Here is a 17,888-nt window from a genome sequence, read left to right as displayed (position 1 = left end):
TTTGTTGGCGAAACTAGGGAACCGAAGTTACACCCCTATTTTGTATTGCAAGAAAGTATTCCCTAAAACGACCGTTATTGGGTTTTCTTTTATAGGGATGATTGGATATTTATGTTAATATATAAGTAGTATAAGAAAAATTGTGAATGTTTTCACTTAAACTATCGGTTCAGGATAGTTTAATAAAAAAGTAGAAATTATGGAAGGGATGTTATTGTTGGAAGTACGTCAAATGGCTACCGCATTCTTAATTCATCAAGGTAAGATGTTAATGATGAAGAAAGAAAAGAGTAAAATCTTCAATTTTGAATTTTGGGGTGGTATTGGAGGTCATATGGAAACTAATGAACTCAATTCTCCAATGGACGCAAGTTACAGAGAAATTGAAGAAGAAACAGGATTTAAAAGAGAGGAAATTAATAACTTTAGGCTGAAATACATTCTGCTTGAGAAAAATAGTGGTGAATTACGTCAACAGTATGTCTACTTTGGAGAAACAGAGCATAGTGACTTTATTCCTTCTGACGAAGGGGAATTATTTTGGATTTCTAAAAATAAATTATTGGATTTACATACCTCAAAAATTACCAAATTAACTCTTGAACACTATTTGAATGTTAAAAATAACATTGATGATATTCTTGTTGGAGCAATGATGACTGACAATGAATTTGAACCTGTAATCCAATGGTCAACCATCAAAGAAACAGTTGGTTTTTAGTTATTTTAAGTCAAAGATGAACATTCCTTGTTAAACGGTGTGCTTTATTTAAGATGGAGTCGCCGTTCCTTATGGTTCAGGTTAATAAAAAATATACAGAGAGGCTGATATTATTTGAGTGGTCCAAATCATTATGTTTCTGCTGGAGCTGTGGTTTTAAATGATGAAGGTAAAATACTGCTCATAAATGGTCCACGTAGGGGTTGGGAGCAACCAGGTGGTCAAGTTGAATTAGGTGAATCCATTGAAGAAGCAGTAAAGAGAGAGGTTAAAGAAGAATCAGGGATCGATATAGAAGTAATAAAGTTTTGTGGGATTTATCAAAACTTAGAGTCTAATGTATGTGCAACTTGTTGGTTAGCAAAAGCAATAGGTGGAGATTTTCAAACCTCTAATGAGAGTCTTGATGTTGGCTTTTTTACCATAGAACAAGCATTGGAAATGGTAAAATGGTCTAACTTTAGAGAAAGAATAATTAAGAGCTTAAATCAGGAAGAACATCCTTTTTTTGTGGCTTTTTGATTTTATATTATTCCACTAACGAGGGCAATAGTGGAACAAGGAGTTGCCAATGTGGGCAGCTCTTATTGCGTTAAAGGTCAGTAGAGTTCAATAAGCATTGCTTTTATATTGGGTGATTAATCAGGTTAAAAAAGGTGGGAGTTGGAGCTTTTGGGTTATAAAATGGTGGCTTTAGATATAGATGGAACCTTGTTAAATAGCAAAGGAAAAGTACCCGATTTACATAAACAAATTATTCAAAATGCACTGGATGATGGGGTCTACGTTGTCTTAGCAACAGGTAGATATTATATGCAAGCAAAACCAATTATGGATGAGCTCAATTATAAGGGAATATTGGTATCCAATGATGGTGCTTGCACTATTGACGGAAAAACAAATGAGGTAATTTGTGAAAACTCATTTTCAATTAATGATATATCCCATTTCATTAAGGTTTGCCGAGAATTAAATGTTCAATTTTCTGTGGTCACAGCATTTAATTATTATGTCGAAACAATTAATCAAGACCACAAAGAAAATTGTAAGGAGTTTGGTATAGAGTATACGTCTTGTGATGATATATTAAGTTTGTCTGAGAATGTAATGAAGTTTTCAATAATGGACACTTCTAAAATTGGTGGTTGGCAACATCTTGAACCACCTAATAAATTGAGATTAAGAGTTGGCAACGAATTTTGGAAAGAGTATATGTTTAAGAAAGCTAATAAGACAAATGCACTAAAGGAAATTGCTAATAGCTTAAACATTGCTCCATCAGAAATTATTGCAATAGGTGACCAATTTAATGATTTAGATATGATTGAATATGCAGGAATGGGAATTGCGATGGGAAACGCACCAGATGAAGTAAAGAAGCAAGCCAATGACGTAACATTATCTAATGATGAAGATGGTGTATATTATGCGTTAAAAAAACACCTTTTTGAATAATTTCTATTCAGCTAACGGAAGCTTTAGTGGAACAAGGCAATCGCCGTTCCTTATTGAAGTAACGGTCAGCTTTTCCTTTCTTTATAGAGGGAGATTACTTTAAGAAGAAAATTAAGAAGGTGAAAAAATGTCCCATCATCTTGCGAGTGGCATTATTGTTTTAAATGCGAGAAATAATGAAATTCTTTTAGTTCGTGATAAGTATGGATGGTCATTGCCAAAAGGCTCAACAGAAAGCGGAGAGTCCTTTTTAGAGACTGCAAAAAGGGAACTTTTAGAAGAAACAGGCTTAGGAATAAATAATGTTGAGAATGTAGCATTCATAACTGAATACAAAACCAAAGAATACGGTCAGTATTTGCAGGTTTATTATGAAGTTAGCCTTTCGGACTTAGGTGATTTGAAGAATAATGACCCTGATGATGTGGTAGAAGTTAAGTTTGTTCGTTTTAATGAAGTAAAAGAATACATTAAGTTTCGCCCTTGGATTGTCCCTTTGGAAAACTGGTTAAATGAGAAAGTTCTAAGATATTATTCTTTTGACTTGGACGTAGAAGGCTTTGATATTTAACTAACGACTGCGTTACTCGAAGATGACATTATTTGGAAATAAAGAAAACGAAAGAATACGAAGAAAATATTAAACCCTGATTCTTCTGCTTAGCGTAGAAAAATCAGGGTTTTTATTTCCAAATAATGTATTAGCGTATAATATCCGCGTTTTGTCGGCAGTACCCCATTAAGCATATAAAGAACAAACACGCTGCCATTTTTGCTGCTTATCACAGGGATATACCAAACATTATATCTAATCCTGATTATGTCGGTCAAAATCCTAAAGAGCCGAGCAGTATTGAACTTTACAAGTTTTTAACTGATCATTTACTTGTGGCGATAAAATTAGATCCTTCTGGTTACCTTTATTTAAGCAGTTTTTACGATCTCCATAATGGATCTGATAAAATTAAAAAACGGTTAAGAACAGGGAGAATTGTTCCGTTCTCCAGCATTTAGAGTCCGGTTAGGTTTACAAATTGAGCATTTTTGGGTATTATATTTATAGATAATACGAATATTAGTTAATGATAGTAAGGTCTTTGAGGTGGGAAAGGTCCCCCACACGCTCGCTTTTGTGAGTCACCAGAGATGAAGGTTCGCCGTCCTTCCATTGATCTTACTACGAAAAAGAGCCCTCCTTTTACGGAGGGCTTATTTTGTTATAAAAACTAAATACGGGCATAATTTATTTAAAAGGAGGTTTTTGAAGGAGGTTAAAATCATGAAAAACTATAAATTGGTTCTACCGATATTTATCTCAGCATGTATAATGTTAGGCTGTATTTCTTTTATAGGATTTTTAAAACCAGTAAAAGCTAATACTGAGACAAACATAAGTAATGCGGTAATAGAGAAAAACAAGGAAACTGCGCAAATAACCAATGAAATAATGGTAAATTTAAAGAATTTAGGGTATGAAGCAAATATTATAGGCTCCTCGCCGTTTAGTGTTTAGCTGTTAGATCTAGTTACAGAATCCTAGACTACTATCCCTGTTAGCTTTTCATAGTTTCTCAACTGCCCAATCGCTCGTCAAGAAAGGCACTTGGCAACCGATTGGGCAGTTGAGCAGGTGTCTATACGCTAACAAGGGATTAATAGGCTCGATAATACAATAAACCAAAGTCCAACTTATTGACGGTTGCGTAGATCATCGCTATCAGATTTTCGGTTGTCCTGTATCCTCGAGCTTTGCGTTTCGCTGCTTGAATCAAACTGTTGATCCCTTCAAGTAGACCATTGGTCATCCTACTGGTGAACCATCTTAAAATGCCTGGTTTGTGTGCTTTTAAGGTTTTAGCTACGTCAACCATTGGCTGAAGTCTTGAACGCGTGGCCCAATCCAACCACTCGTCAAAGTATAACCCAGCGATGGAGCGATTGGTGATCCATAACTTTTGTAGGAGTAGTTTTAGGCGGTAAGCACGACCTGTTTTTAACTCCATGTCCTTTAGTTTTATCATTTTTTCTTGTTGTTTTTCGGTGAGATTCCCTTGATTTTTTAGCCAAAGGAAACGTGTCTTTTTTAGAATCGGCTGTTCTCTTTGTTCCTGTCGCCGGACCTCATCTAAGGCTTTATTGACCAGTTTCATGATGTGGAATTTATCAAATGTCAAATGAGCCTCAGGAAAGTGCTCTCTGATTCCAGAGATAAAGGAAGGCGACATATCACTACAGGCTTCTTCGATTTGTCCCGGAGGAATCCCTTTGTCCTCAAGGAAATCTTTGAATTTTTTAAGCGTACCAGAATCCTTTCCCTCTGTGGCAAACATCACTCGTTTGGTATCCGTATCAACAAATAACGTCACATACTGATGTCCTCGCTTACTTGAGGTTTCATCTAATGCAACTCGTTGAACATTCGAGAAGTCAAGGGTTTTCATTCCCTTATCCACGTAATGATGAAAGACACGCCATAGTCTGGTGTCGTGTTCACCCACTTGTCGAGCAACAGCCGCAACTGGCATTTCTGTCATCAGCGACATCACATATGACTCGAAAAATAAGGAGAAACCGCCGCCAGGTCTTGCCCAATCAATGTGTACCGTTCTTATTTTACCGCACGCTATACATTTGATACGTGGCATCCTGGCATGCAAGATGGTTTTATATTGCCAAAAGTCCAGATGTCTCCATGTTCGGTCTTGATCTTGGATGTCATGAACATGGCAATGGTCATACCCACAATTTGGGCATGTAAATAGAGCACCTCTACGATACTCCAAGTAAATATGAAGTTCACCAGTATCTCGATCTAATTCGTGATGAAATACGTACCATGGTTCTTCAATTTTAAGGGCATCTTGAAAGACATTGTAGTCCTGATCAAACGCGTTCATTTAGTTTGGCCTCCTGGTATTTTCATAGTTTCTTACCAGTATGGCCATACTAATCTCACAATAAACTAAATATTAAATAGCGAGGAGGCATATTATAGTTACACCACAAACTCAGGTTGTTGAAATAAATATTAAGGGAAACGAAAAATATATCAATTCAATAAAGCAAAACGTCATGCAAGAGGTTAAGAAAACATTGGCTTCTTTAAATGAAAAAAATTATAAAATTAATGTTAAAAAAATGTAGAGGTCTAAATACGGGTTATTATTAATTACTAGAGGTGAAGCCTACATTGGCTTTATTAAATAACTTAAAAAAAGTGAAAATAATTAGTAGGGGTTTTAAAACTTTATTGGTTTTTTTAGTTCTTTTTTTGTTTTTAATATAATTTACTTAAATATTGACCAAATAAATATATGGGAAAACAAAAGCATTAAAGTATTACCACCACCAAATAGATATACAACTAATTATATTAATCGAACAGTATATAGTAACGGAATTACATTAACTATGTTTTTAGTGAATAATTGATCGACGTGGAATGTCAAAGATGTCCCTACAAGGAAACGTGTGCAATGGGAAAAGTGAGGATGAAAAGATATCATAGTGACGTCTGTCATCCTCAATTTCTTTATTAATACAAATATTATTCAGTGATTATAGTTGAATGCCATCTATTGTTAATCTCTTTTATTTTCTCCAACTCAACTTTAGGCTTTCGATCATAGGTTAGTAATCCATTTATTTCCTGTTCAACATCAGTTAATTGGGTATAACAAAATCCATGTAGAATCTTTGAAGCATAAACAGCATTTAAGATTCTTTCATAGTCCTTTAAATATTGCTCACCATCTTTAACTGACGTATATCCCCACCCCTGTTCTTCCCCTACTTTATATCCAATTCCACCAAACTCAGTCAGCAAGATTGGTTCGCCTCTATGAGTGAAACCATTTGCATAAATTCCTCTCCCTGCAGGACGGCTCAAAAGTATTGAATCTTTAGAAGAAAGGGATTCCTCAAATGCCATATATTTTAATTTTTCTTCTTCATTGCCGTGATTATAATTGTGTATAGCACAGATATCTGTTTCCGTCAGTTCCCATCCATCATTCGAAATAACAAGGCGTGTCGTGTCAAGTGAATGGATTAAATGGTAGAGCGCCAAAGAATGGTGCTGTTGTTGAGAGTTTGTTCGAATATACGGAACACCCCAACTCTCGTTAACAGGAACCCAAGTAACGATTGAAGGATGATTATAATCCCTATCTACAATTTCCACCCACTCTTTTGTTAACCTAGAAGCTGCTTTTTCACTAAAAGATGGAGATGCAGCACATTCTCCCCAGACTAAATACCCTAATTTGTCCGCCCAATATAAAAATCGAGGGTCCTCAACTTTTTGGTGCTTTCGGCAGCCATTAAAGCCCATTTCACGAGAAAGAATAATATCTTTCTTAAAATCTTCATCTGACGGAGCAGTCAATAAACCGTCTGGCCAGTAGCCTTGGTCCAAAACTAATTTTTGATAATAAGGTTTGTTATTAAGATACACCATTCCATTCTCTGTATGAATTTTTCTCATTCCAAAATAGGATTGGACCTCATCCAGTATTTCCCTAGAGTTCTTTAATGTTAATTTGATATCAAATAAATTTGGATTCTCTGGTGACCAATTCCAACCTTCATGGTGAAAGCCAGTTCGAAAAATATATTGATTGTATAGGTTTATCGATCTTGCATTATAATTTTCTATAACTAGAATCATATCTTTAACAACAAGTTGATTTTTGAATTTAATTTCAACCTCAACCATCGTATCTTGATGGTCCCCAGATACTTCAAATTCAAGATTAATATTTCCTTGATCAACGTCCGGAGTTAAGCGTAAACTTGATAAGTGATTAGAATTGACAGGCTCAATCCAAACCGTTTGCCAAATCCCTGTTGTACGGGTATACCAGATGGCATCTGATTCCTCCTGCCAAAACTGCTTCCCTCTTGGTATGGTCTCATCAGTTGAGGGATCCTCAACATGGAGTGCAACTGTTTCCTCACCCCATGTTAAATACTCGGTTATGTCAAATGAAAATGCGGTATGTCCACCTTCATGGAATCCAACATATTTTCCATTTACATATACCCATGCTCTATAATCTACTGCACCGAAATGCAATATTATTCTTTGATTGGACCAATCCTTATTAAGTGAGAAGGTCTTTTTATACCATACATGATCATGAAAAGATGGATCATGAATTCCACTTATTTTAGTTTGATAAGCAAAAGGAACATTGATTTCATTATCAAAACAAATTTTGCTGTCAAACCATTTATTTTTGGTCCCTACGTTTTCATCGTCAAACGAAAAACTCCATACTCCGTTTAGGTTTAACCATTGTTCTCTCACAAATTGTGGTCTAGGATATTCTTGACGGTACATATTTCTCCACTCCTTTTTTCTCGGATGTCACTTTTTTCTTGTGTAGAAACCTAATCTGTCTGTAAATCGAAATAATTTTTTGTAGGCTTATTTTTAGAAAATGCAATAATACCTGCTGCCAAGAATAAAAATACGCTTATAAAATCTGATAAAAAATAATAGATAACCGCTAAGATCAACCAAAAGGTAGGCATTTTAAATTGAATGGATTGATCTTTAACAGTACTGCGGGTCAATAAACAATTCACAATAGCTAAGACAATGAAAAATAAACCATAGGTAATTGTAAAAGTATAAAGATTGCTAAAAACCGAATGAACGCTTGCCGATTCAAGAGGAGACAAATTGGTCATGTTATCACCTTCAGCCTTGAGGTGATAGGAATAGAAAAATAACGTTATGCTCCCCGTAACCAACTGCCAAATGCAAGCAATATAGATTGCAGTTCGTTCAAAAGTCCGTTTCATTTTATTCCCTCACTTTACTATTCCTTAACTCCAGCAGTTAGGGTCATGGATTGCATAAAATACTTCTGAGCAAAGATATATAATAATAAAGATGGAATTAAAGCAATCAATGCACCAGCTGTTCCCAATCCTGGGTAAGTTAAATACTGACCCTGTAATAATTGCAACCCAGGGGTAATTGGCATTCTATTAACGTTATTAAGAATAATAGATGGCCACAGGAAGTCATTCCAAGAACCTGTAAAACTAAATAAAGCAACAACTGTTAAGACTGGTTTTAATAGAGGCAAAATAATACGAAAGAAAATCTGAAACTCATTGGCTCCATCCACTTTTGCGGATTCATCAAGTGCTTTAGGGATTCCTAGGGCAAATTGTCGGACTAGGAAAACATTAAACACACTTGCGGCGCCAGGCACAATAACCGCTAAATAATTATTTACCCAGCCAAAAGTCTGCATAACTCTATATAACGGGATGATATTCACAACACTTGGGAACATCATAGAGCCTAATAGAATCGTAAATAGCAAGTCTCTCCCTTTAAAAGTCAATCGCGTATACCCATAAGCAGCTAGCGAACAAACGACTAAGACTAATGCTGTATTACTAATTGAGATAATTAATGAATTTAGAAACCATCTTAAAATAGGATCAGAAGAATTATTAAAAAGGAGTTGCTTGTAATTGCCGATTGTCCAATGGATTGGAAGAAAACTAAAACCAATAGATTGAATTTCCTGATTTGATTTAAATGATGTGAAGAAGGCCCAAATCAAAGGCGTTATCCAAAAGAGTGCAGTAATTAACAAAAGGATAAATGCCACGATTTTAACTGTTGTTTGTTGTTTCATGTTCTTCACCCTCAATCTCGATCTCTTAATATAATAAATTGGAAAGCTGACACGATCATAATGCAGATTCCTAAAAGAACCGCCATCGCAGAGGACATACCTGCAATTGAAACCCCCTGACCAAACGCATTTCCCTGAATGTACATTAATAACACTTTAGTTGATTCGTTAGGTCCACCACCAGTTAACATTAGTGGCTGCCCATAAATATTGAATTGAGCAATTGTTGTCATTACCGTTGTAAATAAAATTTGGTATCGAATACCTGGTAACGTTATTTTAAAGAACTTGGTAAATAAACCTGCCCCATCTAGATCTGCCGCTTCCAACAATTCCCTGGATACTCCGTTTATTGCAGCTAAATAAATAACCATATTACCCCCAATAGACCACCAAATTGTGACTAAAATAATTGCAATCCAAGCATAGGGTTGATTATTTAAAACATCCGTATTGAAGTGGAAATAGTTTTTTAATGGTCCATAAGACAAACTTAGTAAAAACTGCCAAATAATCATAACCGCTGAAATCGCGAAAAGAGAGGGCAAATAAAAAATAGATTGAAACAAGCGATGCAACTTTGGTTTAGCTGATAACCCTGTAGCCATTAATAGAGGAACAATTACACAGAATGGTACAGAGAACACTACAAATATAAAGGTGTTTTTTAATCCATTACGAAACTGTGAAAAAAAACTGGATTGACTATCAAATAAAATTGTATGGAAATTCTGGAATCCGACAAATTGTGGATTGGTGAACAGGTTCCATTTTGTAAAAGCTATATATATTCCATATAATGAAGGGATAAGAAAGAAGATAATAAAAATAATTAAATGTGGTCCCACAAATAGAGCTGGCCAAAAATTTAATTTAAACTTCTTTGACTGCTTAGGTTTATATTGAATTTTTTCTTCTACTTCAGTATGCGAGTGTGGCATTGCTCTCACCTCAATTTTCTTAAACTAAAAGTGAGAAAAGGAGGAAACGAACTTCCTCCTTTTTCACCTTTTTATTGCCCCATCTGAGAATTAACAGTCTGTTGAACTTCTTTTAGTTTAGAATTGATACCTGCTTTCCCGTCGACCATATCCCAAAATGCACCGTCAATTCCGCTAAAGGAATAAGAAGCACCAGGATCTGTAATTATTTTAATAGCATTGCGAGCACTTGAATCTTTAATTAAGAAAGATTGTGGCATCTTCGTATAATCAGGGTTGTTTAACATAGCTAAAGCAGTAGGATTTGCTCCTGATTTAACCCATGTCAGTTGGTTGCCTTGCAACCACTGAATAAATTTAACTTCAGCTTTTGCTTTTACATCTGTTCTTGCGTTACTCTTGAACATAACAAATTGGTCAGCACCGCTTGCTTGAACAATATGGGAAGCATCCCACTGAGGTGTAAAGGTTTCAACTGGCTTAAAGCCTTTAATCTTTTGAAATTCGCTTAACATCCAAGTACCTTCAGGCAAAAATATAATTTTTCCTTGCTCAAATAATTGGTCAGCATTTTCATCTTTTTTAGGCATATACCCTTCATCATATATTTTTTTAAATTCTTGCATCGTTTTAACTGCTGTTGGAGTATCAATAGTTGGCTTGCCATTAGCTGAGAAATGTCCACCCATCTGTAAGTAAAGGTTATTAAAGTTCTGCATTCCCCACGCGTTTCCGTAAGAATAAATACCATCATTTTTAGCTGTTGCTCCACACTTTTCAATAGAACTATAAGTCACAACTCCATTAGTTACAGCGCCTGGGCAGTACTTATTAACTAAATCAGGATTATAATACATAACCCAAGTTCCCATAGTTGAAGGTAATCCATATTGTTGACCGCCAATAGTTCCAACATTCCAAGCTTCTTTTAAATAATTTGATGCAGTCACTTTAGTTCCCTTAATATATTGATCCCAAGGTTCTAGCATTCCTTGACTCTGATAAGCAGAAACGCTTTCAGAAGCAATTAGAGCTAAGTCAGGCACACCTTGCCCAGAACGTGTAACTGATGCAAGCTTGCTATTAAAAGTGGTTCCTTGCATAGTAACAAGTTTAACTTTATATTCTGGGTTAGTAGCATTGTATTGATCAATAGTTTTTTGTATTTTTTGACCATCTGGTCCAGTCGTACTGCTCCACAAAGTAATGACCTTATTTCCATCATCACCACTGTTGCTTTTAGAACTACCATTTGAAGAATTGTTACTTCCACAACCTGCAAGCGCAAGACAAAGAGTAAGTAATAATGCTAAAGAGGAAAACCATTTTTTCATATAATTGACCCTCCATAAAAGATTCACTTTTTTCAATCTAAATTTATTTAATAACTATTTTTTGCGGGGAATAAGTTGGTCCATCAACTTTCAATTTACCATAATCAAAATAAAGCCGATCAATATTTAATTGGCGATCACCACTTGGGTTATTAGGATCGGTATGAGTATGGTAAACAATATAAAGTGTTTTTCCATCCGGTCCAACTGTTACGCTATTATGCCCCGGTCCAGATATCCCGTGTTTAAGGTCCTTTTTAAGGATTGGATTTTCCTCTGCTTTCTTAAACGGCCCCATTGGACTGTCAGACACAGCATAACCGATCGCATAATCTGAACTTGCAAAATAATTTGCCGAATACATCAAATAATATTTATTGTCATGCTTGAGCATATAAGGCCCTTCATTCCACTGATAATCCCCATTTAAGCCTTCCCAATCTTGGTCCGGTTGTAATAACAATTTGGGCTCCCCCAATACTTTTGTCAAATTGTCATTCATTTTCTGAGCATAGATCTGGCTTACATGGTTTCCATCGATTATATTTTCAGAACAATCCTTTACATAATAAAGATAGGGTGTTCCGTCTGAATTAATGAAGATATCTCCATCTATATAGGAACCTTCTCCTTTAATAATCTCAGTACTTAGGTCTTTAAATGGACCAAGAGGATTTTTACTCGTCGCAATAGAAATCTGCAAATGCCCACCCTCGTTTCGTGCACTGTAAACCATATAATATTGATTATTATGTTTAACTACCTCAGGAGCCCAAAAATCACCTTTTGCCCATATTTTTGATTGATCAAGATTATCGTAAGCTAAATTTTCTTGTAAACTCCAATCAACTAAGTTTGAAGATTCCCAAACCCTAAATCCCTCAGAAGGGTCAGAGGTTGCATATAAATAATACTTATTCTGAGCTTTAAGAATAAAAGGGTCTCCAATATTTGTTATACCACCAACTGGGTTAGTATAAGTAATTGTCTTACTTGCAAATCCCTTTTTATGAAGTTCGATAGCCGTCACCCCTGCACCGCATATAACTAGAAATGCTAAAAACCAGATTAGGCCTTTTTTTATTTACATCACCCCCCTCAAATATTAGTTTTGAATATAGTCGAGTCTCATTACAATGTCGGTATCATAGTTTCCAAACCCTTTGCCAAATAAATTAATTCCCCCATTATTAAGGGCATCCTCTTTTAACCCAATTCTCATACTTATATAGGATTGCGATAAAAGATTTAAATCTTTTAATTGGCAGTTTGAAATCTTCCTTCCATCGATGAAAGTACCCTCATTATTTACACGCCATGTTTTTAACAAGCCAAATTGACTGTTTTCTGTTCCCCACCATGATGGTGTTAATACCCCGCGTTCTCCCCCAAAGTCTCCAGGACTGGTCCATGTTCCAATTTCAACCCCATTGATCCACATGGTTATATCTGAAGGCCAATTTAAATTGTGTAAAGGCGCTTCGGAACAAATCTCCATTGTAAATTCCAAATTGGTGATTGTCGTACCATGTGGTGCTTGTTTAGGAAAACGGTACTCAACAAACCCCTTACAAAACCAAATTAATTTAGCGCTTACACGGTTAGGGTCAAAAAAGGAACCTGGGTCATCAAATTCACCAATAATTCCTTCCTCATTTAAAAGACCGCAAGTCGGTGCAACTTTAGAGTCAAAAAAGTGGCCAATTGGCATTGGGGTAAGAACAAAGTTTTCATTATTCTTTGACTCTAAGCCCTCTTCCATTTCAACAATGATTCGACTGTAAACAGCAGCACAAACTTTTTGTGTCCCACGAGTACCAGGTATTAACTCGGTTTTAATTAATTTGGCTTCTTCTAATTTCTTAATATTTACAGCCGCAGTAGAGGGTGGAATTTCAAACATCTCTGATATTTCGTTGACATTCATACTACCTTTAATCAACTGCTTAAAAATATTTACTCTTATATCTGTGGAAAGTGCCTTCGCAATCTCAATAAAATCATCAAGATTGGTTGTTAATACCCGATTTATGATGCCTGAATTCGTTTTATCTACTTTTAGCTCCCCCACCATTGCAACCCCTTCTTTAAAACAATAAATGTTCTTTTATTACAACTTTATTTGGAGTATAGCGCTTTCAAATTAAAATTACAAGTATTTATTATATTTTTTTCGCTTTTGAACCAACTTTTTTTAATCGATTTTTGAGGACCTTACTTGTTTTTATCCCTTTTATTATGGTTCTGTTAAAGAAAGGTGTTGATTATAAGTAAAAGTAATTAACTTTTAATACAGGCGAAAACAGGCCCACTTTCTACTGGCAATCCGCGAGCTTTTTCTCCTAATTAAATAGCAACAGTGAACAGTGGACATTAACAGAGCTTTTTTTAAAAAAAGGGCTTAGCTTTTTGTTATAATTTCCGTTTTTATTATACATGTCTTCTAAAACAACATTTATTGAAACTAATCCATTATTGATGGAACAAACAAGTTAATTTCCTTTACTTCCTTTTATCTTGTTAAAAAAGTCGACAGAGCCTTTTAAATCCCATCAATCACCGTTTTAATAAGAAAAAATACCAATACCAATATCAATCTTTTACGTCAATATATTTGAATAATTAATTCCAATTCTCCTTTTATTACTAGTTTCTTATCCTTTTATTTTTTCCATACTTACCTTAACCTCTTTAAAGCTAAAGGAAAAACATTATTCTTTTATTTCCTAAGACTATGATGTACGGAAAGTGCTTTATACAGATTTCTATTATCAGTCATATGAATGCTGGATCAAAATAAACTATTATATACCAACTTGGAGATTAAAAAAATTTTATTAGGGGGGCCCAACATGCCTTTACTATGGTTAGCGGTTGGAGTTGCTATATTGTTAATTTTAATATGAAATTTAAAGTTAATAGTATGTTGGCATTGCTCATATCCGCAATTGTGCTTGGATTACTAGAAAAAGAACCTCTCGACAAATTAGTTGTCTCCATTCAGAATGGATTTGGTTCAACACTTGGCAGTTTAGGACTCGTTGTAGCTTTTGGGGTGGTTATCGGAAAACTCATGACTGATTCTGGAGCCGCTCAACGGGTTGCTCAAACATTAATTCAAAAGTTTGGAAAGAAAAATGTGAAATGGGCCATTATAATTACCGGATTCATTTTCGGTATCGCCATGTTTTATGAAGTGGCCTTTATTACCTTAGCACCATTAATTATAAGTATCGCTATCGAGGCTGAAATTCCCTTTTTACCTTTAGCCATGTCTATGATCGCTGCCACCACAACTGCACACAGCTTATTTCCACCACAACCTGGCGCAACCGCTTTAGTACAGGCGTATCATGCAAACATAGGCATGACGTATATTCTAGGAATTATCGTTGCGGTTCCTACCATCCTTTGCTCCGGAATTCTTCTTCCAAAATTATTAAAAGGATTGGACAAGATACCAATTCCAACTCTGTTATCAAAACCTAAATCCTTTACTGAAGAGGAGATGCCGAGCTTTGGCATCAGTGTGTTAGTGCCTTTAATTCCAGCCATTATCATTACTGCAGCAACGATTTTAAATATTTGGATAGAGAAAGCAACTGTGGCCTATCAAATTATCAATTTCTTTGGAAATGAAATTATTAGTATGTTAATCGCAGTCCTTGTTGCTATAGTCGCTTTTGGTATCGGTCGTAACAAATCAATGACTGATATTATGGATTCATTTTCATCTGCCATTTCTTCTGTTACACTGATTGTGTTTATCATTGGTGCAGGCGGGGCTTTTAAACAGATCATTGGTGATACCAGTATAGGTACTTACATAGCAGAATTAATGAAGCATTCTTCTATTTCCCCATTTATTCTTGCATGGATCATTACCGTAATCTTAAGATTAGCAACCGGTGCCGGCACTGTTTCCGCCATTACGGCAGCAGGCATCGTCGGACCATTAATTCCAACCTTCCATGTTAGCCCGGAACTCATGGTATTAGCTACGGCATCTGCCAGTAATACGATTACTCATGTTAATGATGCAGCTTTTTGGTTATATAAAGAGACGTTCGGTTTATCCCTTAAAGACACATTCAAGACTTGGGGCTTATCCGAACTGACAAACTCAGTGGTTGGTTTAATTATTGTATTAATTCTAAGTTTATTCATTCACTAGCTTTATAACTTATTGAAGAACTAGCTTAGGCATCCTGTCCTAGAAAGCTATCCCATTATAGTACCTCCTCTATCTATGGGTCATCCCTTTATCAGCTTTCTTTGAACATGGTTTAAAATTCGTAAAATAAGGCATGTCTTTTTTATGAAACATGCCTTATTGAGTATATATTCTTTTACAGATACAGATACACGCTAAAGGGGAAAAACTAATTTTTTATTTAAAGCTAATAATCCTCCTCTTCAACCATATAAAAGGGCAGCGGGAGCAACCGCTGCCTTACTGAAATAGTTAATTCGTACTGACTTTAGTGCCCCATAATTCTTTTGATAACTCAACAATAAAACGGAGCTTTTCCCATTGCTGATCCTCGGTTAATTCATTTCCATGATGTGTGGAAGCAAATCCACATTGCGGACTTAAACATATTTGCTCGAACGGTATCTTTTCAGAAGCCTCTTTAATTCGCGCCCTTATCACTTCTTTATCTTCTAGTTCACCAAATTTTGAAGTGATTAGTCCAAGCACAACGCGAGGACCGCCTTCAGGAATGTAAGACAGCGGGTTAAAATCACCTGAACGCTCGTCATCATACTCGAGGAAGAAGCCATCTACCTGTTCTTTAGCAAAAAGTGTCGGAGCAATTAGATCGTAACTTCCTGAAAATGCCCAATCGGATCGATAATTACCTCGGCATAGGTGTGTGGTCACGTAAAGATCTTCCGGCTTATCCTTCAGAACTTCATTTACAACTCGTAAAGCCAATTGAATGAGAGTGTCGCGTGTCACATCACCATCATTAAATGGGATATCGGGTGCCGAAAGCCCGGCGATGTACACATCATCAAACTGAAGGTAACGACATCCTGCCTTATAAAAGGCCTGAACGACATCTCGATACGTTTGGATCACATCATCCGCATAAGCCTCAATGTCTGGATAAATTGCTTTATTACGAACCCCTTTATTAAACAATTGGTTAGGGCTTGGAATCGTTTGTTTGGCTACAGCTCGGCCTGCCACTATTTTCTGAAATTCGATAAAGTCTTTAATAAATGGATGGTCTGGATTAAAAGAAACTTTTCCGCTCACACGAATGTCATAACGCTCAGTCTCCCCTTTTCTAAAGGCATAGCCTTTATCAGGAACAAACCCCTCCACACCATTTAGATGCTCCAAAAAATCGGTATGCCAGAAACGACGTCTGAATTCTCCATCCGTAACGGCCTCTAACCCAACTTCTATTTGTTTATCAACAATGCGTTTGATTTCAGTTGTTTCAATTTCACGCAATGCCTCAGCACTAAGTCTGCCTTCTTGGACATCTTTCCTTGCCTGATGAATCACTTGTGGACGCAATAAACTCCCCACATGATCGGCACGGAAAGGTATTTTCTTAGTTCCCATTTAAATCTCCCCTTTTCAAATAATTTTCGGGACTATAAGAGGCGACGAATTTCTCCTGGCCTTTTTAAATTTCATCAACTGGAAAGCAGCCCTTATATGACCCTCCGTCTTAACTTTAAGGTAAGTGTAGCATGGGGAAAGCGACATAGGATAACACATAAAATCTATATCTTGGTATAGCCTTAAACTATATCCGAGCCCTGTTCTTCAGCAATCGTTTCTTTTAAATAGTCAATATAAACATTGGCCAAATGGCTATTTGTGACACTTTTATGAGTGATATAACCCACTATCATTTTTTCATCCACCTGCAAAGGAACAGCAACGATATCACTGTTTAATTCATAGTTAATGACACCTGTCGATATGGTATAGCCGTTTAGACCAATAAGCAGGTTAAATAATGTTGCCCGATCACTAACCCTTATATTTTTGGGGCGGGAGAGGGTGCTCAAGATCTCTTCAGAAAAATAAAAGGAATTAAAATCACCTTGTTCAAAAGAAAGATAGGGGTACGGGTGTAAGTCATCTAATGTCACATACTTCCTTAATGCAAGAGGGTTTCGGGAACTAACGAAAACATGCGGATTAGCCTCAAATAACTCGTGGAAAACTAAATTCCCTTCTCTTAGAAATTTATTAATTACCTTTTTATTAAACTCATTTATATATAAAATCCCAACTTCACTGCGAAGGCTCTTAACATCCTCAATAATTTCATAGGTTTTGGTTTCTCGCAGCGTAAATTCGTATTCCTCACGCTCAAAATTTTTTAACAAACGGACAAAAGCACTGACCGCAAAGGCATAATGTTGGGCAGAAACAGAAAATTGCTGTTGCGTCGTTTGTGTCAAGGTGTACCTATTTTCAAGAAGTTCAACCTGTTCGACCACTTGCCTGGCATAACCTAGAAACTCCGAACCTTCTGTTGTCAGCACAATTCCTTTATTCGTCCGTGAGAAAATCCGAATCCCAACTTCTTTTTCCAACTCTTTCAAAGCGTTTGAAAGGCTGGGCTGACTAATAAATAGGTTTTTTGCCGCTTTACTTATTGAGCGGCTTCTAGCCACTTCAATGACGTACTTCAATTGCTGTAATGTCATATTAAAACCCACCTCGCCACTTAATAACACTAATTATACAAGTTATATTTTTCATCCGCTTGTACTAAATTTAAAAGGTCAGGTCCTA

At 36.1% G+C, this 17,888-nt stretch carries 17 protein-coding genes; 7 read left to right on the top strand and 10 right to left on the bottom strand.

The window, feature by feature from the left end; translation table 11 throughout:
- Positions 1-217: 217 nt before the first annotated feature.
- From PU629_RS00355 to PU629_RS00330, 6 genes are all read left to right on the top strand, one after another.
- Positions 218-721 carry an NUDIX domain-containing protein gene (locus PU629_RS00355; RefSeq protein WP_275282278.1) on the top strand — a complete coding sequence of 168 codons (504 nt, stop codon included), beginning with the start codon at positions 218-220 and terminating at the stop codon, positions 719-721.
- 114 nt (positions 722-835) lie between these two features.
- On the top strand, positions 836-1,243 hold the full coding sequence (locus PU629_RS00350; RefSeq protein WP_275282277.1) for an NUDIX hydrolase: 408 nt from the start codon (positions 836-838) through the stop codon (positions 1,241-1,243).
- 150 nt (positions 1,244-1,393) lie between these two features.
- Positions 1,394-2,176, top strand: coding sequence for a Cof-type HAD-IIB family hydrolase (locus PU629_RS00345; protein WP_275282276.1), 783 nt, complete (start codon positions 1,394-1,396; stop codon positions 2,174-2,176).
- 127 nt (positions 2,177-2,303) lie between these two features.
- Positions 2,304-2,747: an NUDIX hydrolase gene (locus PU629_RS00340; RefSeq protein WP_275282275.1), complete on the top strand. Its 444-nt coding sequence runs from the start codon at positions 2,304-2,306 to the stop codon at positions 2,745-2,747.
- A 137-nt stretch (positions 2,748-2,884) separates the two neighbouring features.
- Positions 2,885-3,190, top strand: a complete 306-nt coding sequence (locus PU629_RS00335; RefSeq protein ID WP_343076321.1) for a PBECR3 domain-containing polyvalent protein — start codon at positions 2,885-2,887, stop codon at positions 3,188-3,190.
- 265 nt (positions 3,191-3,455) lie between these two features.
- The gene (locus PU629_RS00330) at positions 3,456-3,689 is read left to right on the top strand and encodes a hypothetical protein (protein ID WP_275282274.1); all 234 of its coding nucleotides are present in this window, start codon (positions 3,456-3,458) and stop codon (positions 3,687-3,689) included.
- Between the two features lie 139 nt (positions 3,690-3,828).
- Here PU629_RS00330 and PU629_RS00325 read toward each other — a convergent pair whose 3' ends face one another.
- From PU629_RS00325 to PU629_RS00290, 8 genes are all read right to left on the bottom strand, one after another.
- On the bottom strand, positions 3,829-5,073 hold the full coding sequence (locus tag PU629_RS00325) for an ISL3 family transposase (protein WP_275282273.1): 1,245 nt from the start codon (positions 5,071-5,073) through the stop codon (positions 3,829-3,831).
- Positions 5,074-5,723: 650 nt separating this feature from the next.
- Entirely contained in the window at positions 5,724-7,520 is a 1,797-nt protein-coding gene (locus tag PU629_RS00320) for a glycoside hydrolase family 2 protein (protein WP_275282272.1), read from the bottom strand.
- A gap of 50 nt (positions 7,521-7,570) precedes the next feature.
- Positions 7,571-7,987: a hypothetical protein gene (locus tag PU629_RS00315; RefSeq protein ID WP_275282271.1), complete on the bottom strand. Its 417-nt coding sequence runs from the start codon at positions 7,985-7,987 to the stop codon at positions 7,571-7,573.
- Between the two features lie 17 nt (positions 7,988-8,004).
- Positions 8,005-8,841, bottom strand: a complete 837-nt coding sequence (locus PU629_RS00310; RefSeq protein ID WP_275282269.1) for a carbohydrate ABC transporter permease — start codon at positions 8,839-8,841, stop codon at positions 8,005-8,007.
- A gap of 11 nt (positions 8,842-8,852) precedes the next feature.
- Entirely contained in the window at positions 8,853-9,782 is a 930-nt protein-coding gene (locus PU629_RS00305) for a carbohydrate ABC transporter permease (RefSeq protein ID WP_275282268.1), read from the bottom strand.
- A 71-nt stretch (positions 9,783-9,853) separates the two neighbouring features.
- Entirely contained in the window at positions 9,854-11,116 is a 1,263-nt protein-coding gene (locus PU629_RS00300) for an extracellular solute-binding protein (RefSeq protein ID WP_275282267.1), read from the bottom strand.
- A gap of 43 nt (positions 11,117-11,159) precedes the next feature.
- Entirely contained in the window at positions 11,160-12,146 is a 987-nt protein-coding gene (locus PU629_RS00295; RefSeq protein ID WP_275282266.1) for a glycoside hydrolase family 43 protein, read from the bottom strand.
- 75 nt (positions 12,147-12,221) lie between these two features.
- Positions 12,222-13,190, bottom strand: a complete 969-nt coding sequence (locus tag PU629_RS00290; RefSeq protein WP_275282265.1) for an ArsR/SmtB family transcription factor — start codon at positions 13,188-13,190, stop codon at positions 12,222-12,224.
- 852 nt (positions 13,191-14,042) lie between these two features.
- Between PU629_RS00290 and PU629_RS00285 the strand changes: the two genes are divergently transcribed.
- On the top strand, positions 14,043-15,290 hold the full coding sequence (locus PU629_RS00285; RefSeq protein WP_275282264.1) for a gluconate:H+ symporter: 1,248 nt from the start codon (positions 14,043-14,045) through the stop codon (positions 15,288-15,290).
- A gap of 291 nt (positions 15,291-15,581) precedes the next feature.
- Here PU629_RS00285 and PU629_RS00280 read toward each other — a convergent pair whose 3' ends face one another.
- A complete protein-coding gene (locus PU629_RS00280; protein WP_275282263.1) occupies positions 15,582-16,697 on the bottom strand; it encodes a 5-methyltetrahydropteroyltriglutamate--homocysteine S-methyltransferase in 1,116 nt (371 codons plus the stop codon).
- Between the two features lie 182 nt (positions 16,698-16,879).
- Positions 16,880-17,800, bottom strand: coding sequence for a LysR family transcriptional regulator (locus PU629_RS00275; protein WP_275282262.1), 921 nt, complete (start codon positions 17,798-17,800; stop codon positions 16,880-16,882).
- Positions 17,801-17,888 lie beyond the last annotated feature (88 nt).

Source organism: Pullulanibacillus sp. KACC 23026, assembly GCF_029094525.1.
GTDB lineage: Bacteria > Bacillota > Bacilli > Bacillales > Sporolactobacillaceae > KACC-23026.
This window is presented reverse-complemented; position numbering and strand designations above follow the sequence as displayed.